A 12563-nucleotide genomic window follows, 5' to 3' on the forward strand; every position below is an offset into this window, starting at 1 on the left:
CCAACCCGCCCTGTGCGGGTTTTCTTTTGCCCGGTGAACTGTGCAGATTTCACTGACTCTCAAGCAGCGACACGGCTAAGCTGAAGCCTTGCATTCCCTGCCACCTGCCAAGAAGAAGTGAATCACCACCATGGGTCGAGTTGTTGCTGCTGCGGTGTACAGCGCAGGCAAGAAAGTCACCAATATTACCCTCGACGAAGGCGCTGCCTGGGCCGCGAAAACCGGACATTTTGTCTGGATCGGTCTGGAGGAGCCCGACGCCCAAGAGCTGTCCAATCTGCAACGTCAGTTCAACCTGCACGAACTGGCCATAGAAGATGCCCTGGAAAAACACAGCCGACCAAAGCTGGAAACCTTTGGTGACGCTTTGTTTATCGTCACCTACTCGCCCATCCGCGAAAACGGCATTCTGCAGTTCATCGAAACGCACATCTTCGCGGGCAAGGGCTACATCATCACGGCACGCAACGGTCACTCGGCGTCCTACGCTCATGTCCGCCAACGCTGCGAGGCGCGTCCGCTGTTGCTGGAGCATGGGGAGGATTTCGTACTCTATGCACTGCTCGACTTTGTCATCGAAAACTACCAGCCGGTCGGTGAAGCGATCCATGCCGAAATCGATGAACTGGAGCGCAACGTACTGTGTAGCGCGTTGAATGAACGTGACATTCAAAAGCTGCATGGCTTGCGCCGCGATGTCGTGCGCCTGCGCCGATACGCAGCGCCGATGGTGGAAATTGGCGAGGAACTGCAGAAACTGAGCTTCCCGTTTATCGACAAGAACATGCGCCCGTACTTCCGTGATGTGCAGATCCACGTCACACGGCAGATGGAAGACCTGAGCACGCTGGCCGATATTGCCAGCCAGACCATCGAGATTGGTGTGCTGCTCGAGGCCTCACGGCAAAGCGTGGTGCAGCGCAAATTTGCTGCGTGGGCAGCGATTCTGGCGTTCCCGACGGCGGTGGCGGGGATTTACGGGATGAACTTCCAGAACATGCCGGAACTGAGTTGGCACTACGGCTATTTCGGTGTGCTGGGGTTTATTACGGTGGGGTGTGTGAGTTTGTGGGCGAGTTTCAAGAAGTCTGGGTGGTTGTAGAGCAGACCGAGTTGTCTGGAACATTCGCGAGCAGGCTCGCTCCCACATTGTTCGGTGGCGCACCGAAAATCCAATGTGGGAGCGAGCCTGATCGCGAAGCTTTTGGCCTTAGACAGTTTCTGGCTTATGCGCGACAAAACGCATCATCCACTCCGCCACCGTAGCGCCATGGTGTTCCTGCTCCAGACTGGCCACGCCCTTGCTGTAAATCTGCGAACCCAATGCTTCCTGACGCAGATCCAGCAGCGCCCGCGAGTAATCGTGAATGAACTCCGGGTGGCCCTGGAAGCACAAAACCTGATCGTTGATGTGATACGCCGCGAATGGGCAGAAATCGCTGGAAGCGATGACCGTAGCGTTTTCCGGCAGCGCAGTGACCTGATCCTGGTGACTGATCAGCAGCGTCAGTTCCTCACGCACCGGACTCATCCACGGCGCCTTGGCCGCGAGTTTGTAATTGTGGGTGCCAACACCCCAACCTTGCGTGGCGCGCTCGCTCTTGCCACCGAGCAGCAGCGCCAGCAACTGATGGCCGAAGCACACACCGAGCAGTTTGTCGCCACGCTCGTAACGGGTCAGCAGGTATTCCTTGAGCGTCTGGATCCACGGGTCAGAGCCGAAAGAGTCGGCCTTGCTGCCGGTGACCAGGTACGCGTCGAAGCTCAGGTCGTCGCTCGGGTATTCGCCCTGCATCACGTTGTAGACGGTGAACTCGGCGGCAATCGGTTGCTGCGAGAACAGACGCTGGAACATCTGCCCGTAACCCTGATATTGATCGACCAGTTCCGGACGCAGGATGTCGGTTTCCAGAATGCAGATGCGTAGCGACATAAAAAATACCTGACACGTGATGGGAATAATGAACACCCCAGAGCCTGCCTTGAAACACCCTGGCAAGGCAAGCCCCGGAATGCGCACTGCTCCTGAAACATAGCCCTTAGAACATTTCACCTTTTGCCGCTTTATCCAGCAGCAGCGCGGGCGGCGCGAAACGCTCGCCATATTGCTCGGCCAGATACTGCGCGCGAGCGACGAAATCCTTCACCCCGTACTGGTTGATGAACTGCAAGGCGCCACCGGTCCACGGTGCAAAACCGATGCCGAAGATCGAACCGATATTGGCATCCGCCGTCGAGGTCAATACGCCCTCTTCCACGCAGCGAACGGTTTCGATGGCTTGCACAAACAACAGCCGATCACGCACGTCCTTGGGCGAAATCTGCCCGTCGACCTGCTCGAAACGCGTCTTCAGTTCGGGCCACAAATGTTTCTGTTCACCGGCCGGATAATCGTAAAAGCCGCCACCCGCCGCTTTGCCCGGGCGCTTGTATTCATTGAGCAGCAAGTCAATCACGGCGAAGGCCGGGTGCTCAATCAGCGGTTTCCCTTCTGCCTGTAGGTCCTTGGCGGTTTGCTGACGGATATGGCTCATCAGGCTGAGGGAAACTTCGTCGGAGATCGCCAGAGGCCCGACCGGCATCCCGGCCTTGCGCGCTTCGGTCTCGATCATCGGCGCACTGACGCCTTCGCCGAGCATGGCGATGCCTTCGTTGGTGAAGGTGCCGAACACACGTGAGGTGAAGAAACCGCGACTGTCGTTGACCACAATCGGGGTTTTCTTGATTTGCAGGACGAAATCGAAGCCACAAGCCAGGGTCTCGTCACTGGTTTGCGCGCCTTTGATGATTTCCACCAGCGGCATTTTTTCTACCGGGCTGAAGAAGTGCAGACCGATGAATTTGCTTTGATCAGGCACCGCAGCCGCCAGACCGGTGATCGGCAGCGTCGAGGTATTGGAAGCAATGACGGCCTCGGCCCCCACCACCCGCTGGGCTGCAGCAGAGACCCTGGCCTTGAGTTCGCGGTCTTCGAACACCGCTTCGATGATCAGATCGCACCCTGCCAGATCGGCATCGCTCTCGGACGGTTTGATCCGCGCCAGCACAGTCTCACGCTGTGAGGCGGTCAGCTGACCACGGGCAACTTTCTTGTCCAGCAACGCCGCAGAATGCGCCTTGCCCTTCTCGGCGGCCGCGAGATTGATGTCCTTGAGCACCACTTCGATCCCCGCCGAAGCGCTGACAAACGCGATCCCGGCGCCCATCATTCCGGCACCCAGTACGCCGACCTTCTGTGTTTTGTAAGGCGCAAAACCTTGTGGCCGCGAACCGCCGGCATTGATCTCGTTGAGCTGAAACCAGAACGTGCCGATCAGGTTTTTCGAAATTTGCCCGATGGTCAGCTCGGTGAAGTAGCGGGTTTCGATCAGGTGAGCGGTGTCGAAATCGACCTGAGCGCCTTCAACCGCCGCACACAGAATCTTTTCCGGTGCCGGCATCGTCCCTTGGGTCTTGCTGCGCAGAATCGACGGCGCAATCGCCAGCATCTGCGCGACTTTCGGGTTCGACGGTGTACCGCCAGGAATCTGATAGCCCTTCACGTCCCAACGCTGCACCGCCGTCGGATTGGCGACAATCCAGGCCCGTGCCTTGACCAGCAACTCATCGCGATCTGCTGCGAGTTCATCAATCAACCCCGCCTGCAACGCCTGTTGCGGACGCACCTTCTTGCCTTCGAGCAAATAGGGCAGCGCTTTTTCGATACCGAGCATGCGCACCATGCGCACCACCCCGCCGCCGCCCGGCAACAGGCCGAGGGTCACTTCCGGCAGACCGAGTTGCACCGCGGCATCATCCAAAGCCACGCGGTGATGACAGGCGAGGCAGATTTCCCATCCGCCACCCAGCGCCGCGCCATTGATGGCTGCGACCACCGGTTTGCCGAGGGTTTCCAGAGTGCGCAATTGCCCCTTGAGGGTCAGCACCATGTCATAGAAGGCTTTGGCTTCAGGCTTGCCGACCTTGATCAGCTCATTGAGGTCGCCGCCGGCAAAGAAGGTTTTCTTCGCCGAAGTAATGATGACGCCGGCGATATTGTCTTTATCTGCCACCAACCGGGCGACGCACGCGGCCATCGCCTCGCGGTACACGGCGTTCATGGTGTTGGCGCTCTGGCCCGGCATATCGATGGTCAGCACGACGATGCCGTCCTGGCCTTTTTCGTAACGAATGGCTTCGCTCATAACAAGGTTCCTTGAATTCGGGGCTCAGAGGCGTTCGATGATGGTGGCAATGCCCATACCGCCGCCGACGCACAGCGTCGCCAGGCCATAGCGCAGGCGCCGGGCTTCCAGTTCATCGAGCAAGGTGCCGAGGATCGCGCAACCGGTGGCCCCCAGCGGGTGGCCCATGGCGATCGAGCCGCCGTTGACGTTGACCTTGTCCGGGTCGACAGCCATGTCCTTGATGAACTTCAGCACCACCGAAGCGAACGCTTCGTTGACCTCGAACAGGTCGATGTCCTCTACGCGCAATCCAGCCTTGGCCAACGCCTTGCGGGTGGCCGGCGCGGGACCGGTGAGCATGATGGTCGGGTCGGTACTGGTGACCGCTGTGGCGACAATGCGCGCCCGAGGTTGCAAGCCCAGCGCGCGGCCCTTGGCTTCGGAGCCGATCAGCATCAGCGCTGCGCCATCGACAATCCCGGAACTATTGCCCGGCGTGTGCACGTGATTGATCCGCTCGACATGGCTGTAGACCCGCAATGCCGTGGCGTCGAAGCCCATCTGGCCGATCATTTCGAAACTCGGCTTGAGCTTGCCCAAGCCTTCAAGGGTCGACTCGGCACGAATGAATTCATCGTGATCAAGCAGGACGATGCCGTTCTGGTCCTGTACCGGCACCAGCGACTTGTTGAACGAGCCATCAGCGCGTGCCCGTGCGGCTTTCTGCTGCGAGTGCAGCGCATAGGCATCAACGTCCTGACGGCTGAAGCCTTCGAGCGTGGCGATCAGATCCGCACCGACGCCCTGCGGGGTGAAATGACTGTGCAGATTGGTCTGCGGATCCAGCGCCCAGGCGCCGCCGTCGCTGCCCATCGGCACCCGCGACATCGATTCGACGCCGCCGACCACCACCAGATCTTCGAAACCCGAGCGCACTTTCATCGCGCCGAGGTTCACCGCTTCGAGCCCCGAGGCGCAGAAGCGGTTGATCTGCACGCCCGCGACACTGACATCCCAATCGGCCACTTGCACGGCGGTTTTGGCGATGTCCGAGCCCTGATCGCCAATCGGCGTCACGCAGCCGAGCACCACGTCATCGACCTGGCTGGTGTCCAGCGACGTGCGCGCCTGCAGCGCGGTCAGCAATCCGGCCAGCAGATTCACCGGTTTGACGCTGTGCAGGGCACCATCGGCCTTGCCTTTGCCGCGCGGCGTGCGTAACGCATCGAATATCAAAGCTTGGGTCATGACGTCCTCGAACCAGTGCGGTGAGTGATTTCCTGTGGCTCCACTCTTGCCCCGAGCGGCCATTGGTTCAATGACCACAGCGCTCAATACGCTTGACGTACACGCTCAGACGGACGGTCATCGGCGGCAGGGTGAACCGGTTCAGGTCGGCGAGTTGTCTAGCAAGCGGGCGGCAAAGAAGCTGGCAATACGCCTCATGCCTTTTTAATCGCAAATCACAAAGGCTCCATATGAAATGGATCTAAGCCAAGCGTGACGCGGGCCCTAAGGTAGTACTTGTACGTCAGAGTCGTCGGGTTTTGCCGAGGCCGGCGTCCTTCAACAGGAAGTGCAGCGCTTGCCGTCATGGATATGCAGGCAGGCATCAGGAAATAACAATAAAGGCGGTCAAGCCATGTTCAAACAACCGAAAATTCGTCAAGCAGGGCTCATTCTTTTCGCCACGACGCTGTTGTTGATTTTGCCGAATTTGACCAAGGTAATCGGCTGAATCGAGCGGCAGGTGCTATCTATCGCCACTGAAAACATGACTGGCCCGCTACCCGGGCCAGCGTGGCTGTGCCACCCTTTGCGCACTCCCACGACATGGACGGCGATCATTTGAAAGCGCTCATCGTATTCGGGGCCATGCTGCTGAGCATGCCCTTGTCTGCCGCACAGTTGGATCTGCAACTGGGCGCAAACAGCCGCACCTGGCAGACCGAGGAATTACTCAAGCATCCTCAGGTACAAACACTCACCATCAAAAACGATGTGTCCTACAAGAAGGACATGACCTATCGCGCCGTGCCAGTGGCTGCGCTGCTGACCGGGATCAAACCGCAAGATCACCTGCAAGCCGTGGCACTGGACGGGTTCGCCGCCGAGCTGGCTGCAGCGCCGCTGCTCAATACAACAGGCGCGCGGGCCTGGCTGGCCATTGAGGACCCGGCTCAGCCGTGGCCAGCGCTGTCAGAAGGCAAGCACAGCGCCGGGCCGTTCTATCTGGTGTGGACCGATCCGCAAGCCGGCAATATCAGCCCGGAGCAGTGGCCGTTCGAAGTCGCGAGCATCAAACGCATGGCACCGGTGGCCGAGCGCTTCCCTGCCCTGCTGCCAGACCCCGCGTTGAAGGCGGATGACCCGGTGAATCGCGGGTTTGCGCTGTTTCAGAAGAATTGCCTGGCGTGTCACCGCTTGAACGGTGCGGGGGATGCGCAGTTCGGGCCGGACTTGAACATTCCGTATAACCCGACCGAGTATTTCGGCGCTGATTTCTTGAAGCGCTACATACGTGACCCGCAGAGTTTGCGTCAGTGGCCGCAGGCGAAGATGCCGGGGTTTTCGGCAGAGGTGTTGCCGGAGGGAGATTTGCAGATGTTGATCGGGTATTTGCAGCACATGGCTGGACGCAAGGTTAAGCCGTAACGCCATTTCCCTTGTGGGAGCGAGCCTGCTCGCGAAGGCGGAGTGTCAGACACTGCATCAGTGACTGATAAACCGCTTTCGCGAGCAGGCTCGCTCCCACAGGGTCTGTGTGAAGCAATTTATTGTTGCTGGACGGAGATAACCGGCGTCGGCGAGACGGACACTTTCGCATGCATCTGCTCGCACCCGCCGCCCCGGCGCATGCCACGCACCGGGCAGGCGTCGAGGTAATCGAGGCCCACCGCCAGTTTCAGATGCCGCTCCGGCCGTGCCAGTTCATTGGTCACGTCAAAGCTGTACCAGGCGTCATCCAGCCAGGCTTCCGCCCACGCGTGGCTGGCCAGATGTTCGCAATCTTCGCTATACAAATAGCCCGACACATAACGCGACGGCACGCCCAGACTGCGCGCGCAGGCCAGAAACGCGTGGGCGTGATCCTGGCAAACCCCGGCGCGCCCGGCGAAAGCTTCAGCGGCGCTGGTATCAACTTCCGTCGAGCCCGGCGTGTAGGTCATGTGCTGATTCAAACCGTGCATCAAATCGATCAACGCCGTGCGATCGCGGCGCTGCTTGCAAGATTTCTCGGCGAACGCACGCAACGCCTCATCGGCCTCGGTCAAGCGGGTAAAGCGCAGGAACGGCAGCGCCGACTGGCTCTCATGTTCGGCCTCGCGCAGTTCATCGATATCGACCTGGCCGCGAGCGCCGATGATGATCGCTTCATGCGGTTCATCCATGGTCAGCACATGCAGGATATTGCCGAACGGATCGAGTTGCGCGCGCACCGGGCGCGGCAGGTCGAGCTGCCAGCTCAGTACGTGTTGGCGCTCGCTGTCGTGGGGTGTCAGCCGCAGGTACTGGATGCTTGCCCGCACCTGATCTTCGTAGTGATAGGTGGTCTCGTGGCTAATGGAAAGTCTCATGCAGCCTCCAGGTAGGAACTGTGAATGGCATTACCCAACTGGCGCACCAGCGGGATGAATTCGGTCAGCCAGGCGTGCAGGCCTTCCTCAAGAATTTCGTTGATGCCGGTGTAGCGCAGCCGCGCATCCATTTCTGCCGCCAGACGTTGTGCCGGACGGCCATTGGCGCCGGGCAACTGGGCGAGAATCTGGTCGATCTCTTCGGTGCAGGCCCTTAATGAACGCGGCACATCGGCACGTAACAGCAGCAGCTCGGCGACATGCCGGGCGCCGGGCGCATCGCGGTAGATTTCGGTGTAGGCCTCAAACGACGACAAGGCCCGTAGCAACGCACTCCATTGATAATAGGCGTGGGCCGTGCCGTCGCTGACCGCTTCGGCCTGATCACCGGCCATCTCATAACGCGCATCGAGCAGTCGCAGCGTGTTATCGGCGCGCTCGATAAAGGTGCCGAGGCGAATAAAGCGAAACGCATCGTTGCGCATGATCGTGCCGTAGGACGCACCACGGAACAGGTGCGAACGTTCCTTGATCCACTCGCAGAAACGGCTCATGCCATAGCGGCTGAGGCCCTGTTCGGCGATCCCGCGAATCTCCAGCCACGTCGAGTTGATGTTCTCCCACATGTCTGCGGTGATGCGCCCCCGCACAGCGTGTGCACTGGCTCGCGCCGCGCCGAGGCAGCTGTAGATGCTCGCCGGGTTGGCCGCATCAAGGGCGAAGAAGTGCAGCAGGCGTTCGGCATGCAGTGCGCCGTGACGTTCCAGATAATCGTCAAGGGTGCCGGTGATCAGCAGCGGCATGGCCAGCTCGTGCAGACCGTCACCACGGCCGTCCTGCGGCATCAGCGACAGCGAATAACTGATGTCGAGCATCCGTGCGAGGTTTTCCGCCCGCTCCAGGTAACGCGACATCCAATACAGATCCGAGGCAGTTCTACTTAACATGGCAAGCTTCCTTCAATCCTCGACCACCCAGGTGTCCTTGGTTCCGCCGCCCTGTGATGAGTTCACCACCAGAGAGCCTTCACGCAGCGCCACACGGGTCAAACCGCCAGGCACCACACGGGTTTCGCGACCGGACAAGACAAACGGGCGCAAGTCGATATGGCGCGGCGCGATGCCGTTTTCGACAAAGGTCGGACAGGTCGACAGCGACAGCGTCGGCTGCGCGATGTACGCGTGGGGCTTGGCTTTGATCCGCTCGCGGAACGCATCGATTTCCGCCGTCGTCGACGCCGGCCCCACCAGCATTCCGTACCCGCCGGAGCCTTGGGTTTCCTTGACCACCAGGTCGGGAAGATTGGCCAGCACGTGGGACAGTTCAGACGGATTGCGGCATTGCCAGGTCGGCACGTTTTTCAGGATCGGTTCTTCGTCGAGGTAAAAACGGATCATGTCGGTGACAAACGGATACACCGATTTGTCGTCCGCCACGCCGGTACCGATGGCGTTGGCCAGCACCACGTTGCCCGAGCGATAGGACGACAGCAGCCCCGGCACGCCGAGCATCGAGTCCGGGTTGAACGCCAGCGGATCGAGAAACGCGTCATCGAGTCGGCGGTAAATCACGTCCACCGCTTTCGGGCCGTCGGTGGTGCGCATGAAAACCTTGTCGTCACGCACGAACAGATCCGCACCCTCGACCAGTTCCACGCCCATTTCCCGCGCGAGAAACGCGTGCTCGAAGAACGCACTGTTGAAGCGCCCCGGCGTCAGCACCACCACGCTCGGGTCATCGATCGGACTTGAGCTTTTCAGGGTATCGAGCAACAGGTTCGGGTAGTGATCGATCGGGGCGATACGTTGCGCGGCGAACAGCTCCGGAAACAGACGCATCATCATCTTGCGGTCTTCGAGCATGTAACTGACGCCGCTCGGTGTACGCAGGTTGTCTTCGAGTACGTAATAGGTGCCGTCGCCATCGCGCACCAGATCGACGCCGGAAATATGCGAATAGATATCGCGGTGCAGATCCAGGCCTTGCATCGCCAACTGATATTGCTCGTTGGCCAGCACCTGTTCGGCGGGAATGATCCCGGCCTTGATGATGCGCTGCTCGTGATAGAGGTCGGCGAGGAACATGTTCAGCGCCTTGACCCGCTGGATACAGCCGCGCTCGACGATTCGCCATTCGCTGGCGGGAATGCTGCGCGGAATGGTGTCGAAAGGAATCAGCCGCTCGGTGCCCTGCTCGTCCCCATAGAGCGTGAAGGTAATACCGGCGCGATGGAACAGCAGATCAGCCTCGCGTCGCCGTTGGGCCAGCAGTTCGTCAGGCGTGTCGGCCAGCCATCGGGCGAACTCCCGATAATGCGGGCGAACCTGGCCGCCGGCATCGTACATCTCATCAAAATAGGTGCGGATCATGCCGTACTCCTTGTCACCCGGACCTACAGGCCTTCGCAAGGCCCGTGCCATCGGCATAAACGCTTTGATTTCAATCGGTTGGATATTCGCTTCGCAGCCACCGCACCATTCCTGTGCGGCAAATGCTCCAACCGGATTGCCCCCGCTTCATTGCGACGCACTGCATCGCCTATCACCAGCATAGTCAGAGTTGATTTCACTGCCCGGCGCTGCCTGCGGATAATCCGCGCATTCGCTGCAAAACTTCACCGGACCCAGCACCGCGAAGCCGCCAGCTCAACTGATCCGGACTGCCCTTGCAGCCCGCCCCGCTGTAACCCTGACCGGTTTCCTCTCCTTATCGGTCTTCCCTTTTAGCCACCCTCTCCGGTGGCTTTTTTTTGCCCTGGATTCTTGTTTCAGGGTTTTGCCGCAGCGTTTATGGACAGCAGAAACGACAACGGCCAACCCGAAGGTCAGCCGCTGCTCGATTGTCGCTGCAAGAGATCAATTCAAACGGTGGCGGTTGCGCACCTCCTGTTTCACACCCCAGCCTTCGATGATGCCGCCCAGCGGTTCGACCACGGCAGAGAAACCCTGCTCGAAGTCGCCGATATCGTCGTACGTCGCATACATCACTTTGCTCAATTCCAGCGCCCACGCACCGTCATCACGCACGCTGACCTGGGCATTGATGGATTCACCGCGAAATTTGCCTGCCGCCCTGCGCGCCCGCTCCTCGTCCGGGAAAATGGCGTAGAACTCGATGGGATGGAATCGGGAAAAATCGAAACCGCCTTCTTTCATGCGGCGCAGAACATTGCTGCTGATGTCTTCTTGATAGGCTGTGCTCATGAATCGTCCCCCTCGCATAGATGGATAGACTTTCCGTATTCCCGCCCCGGGCCTTTGGCCAAAGTACTACGGCAACGTGGTTGCACGCGGGAAACAAGCATGTAGCTGACAAGACCAGACCTTAGCGATCCGTTCGCTGATCTCGCTTGCAGAGTAGCCCCAAGTTAGAGCCGCTGCCAAGGCCTGGTGTGAAGGTGACAAGAAGAATGTCAGACGGGAGTAATGCTGCGGATTTCGATGCTGTTCTGGGTTTTCAGGTTTTTCACACCCGCATCGGCGGTGCGCCCTTCCAGATCGTTGAGATCCAGTTCGGCGGCGATGGGCAGAAGCCGTGCCTTGATCAATCGAGCGGCCTCATCGTCGCTGGGGCATTCCGCGCGCTCGAACACCTCATCGACAATTTCACCATGATCGTCCACGAAAGTGACTTTCCACTTTTGCATCGGTGCCTCCTCGATCAAACCCGCAAATGGGCTTACACCTATCTCGACTTTAAACGCCGAGGGTTGGTTCAAAAGGATTACAGCGCGCGAACATGAAAAAAACGACATCTACTTTACGGGGAAGCAAATGTGGGAGCGAGCCTGCTCGCTCCCACAGGGGAGTTGCAGTGCTCTTTTAGTCGTTGCTTGGCTTGTTGATCGCTTGCAGCACGTATTGCGGCAAGGCGAAGGCGCCGATGTGGATTTCCGGGTTGTAGTAGCGCGTGACGATGCCGCTGCCGATGAAGCGCTGTTGCAGGGTTTCACGGCTGAGCTTGCGGTAGGCCGGGTTGGTCGAGCCCCAAGCGAAGGTCATCGAACCGCCGATGTAGGTCGGCACGGCCGCCTGATAGAAGTGCCAGTCCGGGAACAGGCTGTTGAGGCGACCGGCGGTGGTTTTCACTTCGTCGATCTGCATGAACGGCGTGCCGTTCTGAGTCACGAGGATGCCGCCCTCGTTCAGGCAGCGGTGGCAGGCCTGATAGAAGTTCTCCGAGAACAGCACTTCGCCCGGGCCGATCGGGTCGGTGGAGTCGGAGATGATCACGTCGAATTTTTCCGTGGTGGTGGCGACGAAACGCATGCCGTCGTCGATCACCAGGTTCAAACGCGGGTCGTCGTAGGCGCCGCTGGAGTGGTTCGGCAGGAACTCTTTGCACATGTCGACCACGGTGCCGTCGATCTCGACCATGGTGATGTGTTCAACGCCGGCGTGCTTGGTCACTTCGCGCAACATGCCGCCGTCACCGCCGCCGATGATCAGCACGCGTTTGGCGCTGCCGTGGGCGAGAATTGGCACATGCGTGAGCATTTCGTGGTAGATGAATTCGTCGGCTTCGGTGGTCTGGATCACGCCGTCCAGCGCCATTACCCGGCCCATGCGCGGGTTCTGGAAAATCACCAGGTGCTGGTGCTCGGTGCGCACTTCGTGCAGCAGTTTTTCCATGCGAAAACGCTGGCCGTAGCCTTCGTAGAGGGTTTCCAGGTACTCGCTGGTTTTGGTGACGGTCATGGTCAAGTGCTCCGATGAATGCGCGGGCACCGATCGTGGGGACGATCGCCCGGGAAAGGCGCGCATTCTACGTTGCCGAAGATGACAGGTCGAACCTCACTTCATCGGCCAACCACAATCCT

At 59.5% G+C, this 12563-nt stretch carries 11 protein-coding genes; 2 read left to right on the forward strand and 9 right to left on the reverse strand.

Annotated elements, in window-relative coordinates; all coding sequences use genetic code 11:
- The first annotated feature begins 130 nt into the window (after positions 1 to 130).
- Positions 131 to 1102: a magnesium and cobalt transport protein CorA gene (locus tag L8H52_RS29180; RefSeq protein WP_175554919.1), complete on the forward strand. Its 972-nt coding sequence runs from the start codon at positions 131 to 133 to the stop codon at positions 1100 to 1102.
- Between the two features lie 108 nt (positions 1103 to 1210).
- Here L8H52_RS29180 and L8H52_RS29185 read toward each other — a convergent pair whose 3' ends face one another.
- From L8H52_RS29185 to L8H52_RS29195, 3 genes are all read right to left on the reverse strand, one after another.
- Complete coding sequence (locus L8H52_RS29185; protein WP_242209965.1) at positions 1211 to 1933, reverse strand: amidotransferase; 723 nt, start codon at positions 1931 to 1933, stop codon at positions 1211 to 1213.
- A 106-nt stretch (positions 1934 to 2039) separates the two neighbouring features.
- Complete coding sequence (locus L8H52_RS29190; RefSeq protein WP_242209967.1) at positions 2040 to 4184, reverse strand: 3-hydroxyacyl-CoA dehydrogenase NAD-binding domain-containing protein; 2145 nt, start codon at positions 4182 to 4184, stop codon at positions 2040 to 2042.
- A 24-nt stretch (positions 4185 to 4208) separates the two neighbouring features.
- Positions 4209 to 5414 carry an acetyl-CoA C-acetyltransferase gene (locus L8H52_RS29195; protein WP_242209969.1) on the reverse strand — a complete coding sequence of 402 codons (1206 nt, stop codon included), beginning with the start codon at positions 5412 to 5414 and terminating at the stop codon, positions 4209 to 4211.
- Between the two features lie 585 nt (positions 5415 to 5999).
- Here L8H52_RS29195 and L8H52_RS29200 point away from each other — a divergent pair.
- Entirely contained in the window at positions 6000 to 6821 is an 822-nt protein-coding gene (locus tag L8H52_RS29200; protein WP_242209982.1) for a cytochrome c, read from the forward strand.
- Positions 6822 to 6940: 119 nt separating this feature from the next.
- Here the strand turns inward: L8H52_RS29200 and L8H52_RS29205 are convergent, their stop codons facing one another.
- From L8H52_RS29205 to speE, 6 genes are all read right to left on the reverse strand, one after another.
- A complete protein-coding gene (locus L8H52_RS29205) occupies positions 6941 to 7744 on the reverse strand; it encodes a transglutaminase family protein (protein ID WP_242209972.1) in 804 nt (267 codons plus the stop codon).
- A complete protein-coding gene (locus L8H52_RS29210; protein WP_016982907.1) occupies positions 7741 to 8691 on the reverse strand; it encodes an alpha-E domain-containing protein in 951 nt (316 codons plus the stop codon). Before L8H52_RS29210 ends, L8H52_RS29205 begins: the two co-directional genes overlap by 4 nt.
- A gap of 12 nt (positions 8692 to 8703) precedes the next feature.
- A complete protein-coding gene (locus L8H52_RS29215) occupies positions 8704 to 10113 on the reverse strand; it encodes a circularly permuted type 2 ATP-grasp protein (RefSeq protein WP_016982906.1) in 1410 nt (469 codons plus the stop codon).
- Between the two features lie 486 nt (positions 10114 to 10599).
- Entirely contained in the window at positions 10600 to 10947 is a 348-nt protein-coding gene (locus tag L8H52_RS29220) for a ribonuclease E inhibitor RraB (protein ID WP_007914059.1), read from the reverse strand.
- A 209-nt stretch (positions 10948 to 11156) separates the two neighbouring features.
- Entirely contained in the window at positions 11157 to 11390 is a 234-nt protein-coding gene (locus L8H52_RS29225) for a hypothetical protein (protein ID WP_242209976.1), read from the reverse strand.
- Between the two features lie 175 nt (positions 11391 to 11565).
- Positions 11566 to 12441 (reverse strand): polyamine aminopropyltransferase, encoded by an 876-nt coding sequence (speE, locus tag L8H52_RS29230; protein ID WP_016982904.1) that lies wholly within the window; start codon positions 12439 to 12441, stop codon positions 11566 to 11568.
- Between the last annotated feature and the right edge of the window lie 122 nt (positions 12442 to 12563).

Source organism: Pseudomonas sp. CROZ-RG-20F-R04-15 (genome assembly GCF_022662375.1).
GTDB lineage: Bacteria > Pseudomonadota > Gammaproteobacteria > Pseudomonadales > Pseudomonadaceae > Aquipseudomonas.

Coding starts and splice junctions, on each gene's coding strand:
- speE (WP_016982904.1), bottom strand. CDS start 12,441: ATGACCGTCACCAAAACCAGCGAGTACCTGGAAACCCTCTACGAAGGC.
- L8H52_RS29180 (WP_175554919.1), top strand. CDS start 131: ATGGGTCGAGTTGTTGCTGCTGCGGTGTACAGCGCAGGCAAGAAAGTC.
- L8H52_RS29185 (WP_242209965.1), bottom strand. CDS start 1,933: ATGTCGCTACGCATCTGCATTCTGGAAACCGACATCCTGCGTCCGGAA.
- L8H52_RS29190 (WP_242209967.1), bottom strand. CDS start 4,184: ATGAGCGAAGCCATTCGTTACGAAAAAGGCCAGGACGGCATCGTCGTG.
- L8H52_RS29215 (WP_016982906.1), bottom strand. CDS start 10,113: ATGATCCGCACCTATTTTGATGAGATGTACGATGCCGGCGGCCAGGTT.
- L8H52_RS29205 (WP_242209972.1), bottom strand. CDS start 7,744: ATGAGACTTTCCATTAGCCACGAGACCACCTATCACTACGAAGATCAG.
- L8H52_RS29220 (WP_007914059.1), bottom strand. CDS start 10,947: ATGAGCACAGCCTATCAAGAAGACATCAGCAGCAATGTTCTGCGCCGC.
- L8H52_RS29210 (WP_016982907.1), bottom strand. CDS start 8,691: ATGTTAAGTAGAACTGCCTCGGATCTGTATTGGATGTCGCGTTACCTG.
- L8H52_RS29200 (WP_242209982.1), top strand. CDS start 6,000: ATGGACGGCGATCATTTGAAAGCGCTCATCGTATTCGGGGCCATGCTG.
- L8H52_RS29225 (WP_242209976.1), bottom strand. CDS start 11,390: ATGCAAAAGTGGAAAGTCACTTTCGTGGACGATCATGGTGAAATTGTC.
- L8H52_RS29195 (WP_242209969.1), bottom strand. CDS start 5,414: ATGACCCAAGCTTTGATATTCGATGCGTTACGCACGCCGCGCGGCAAA.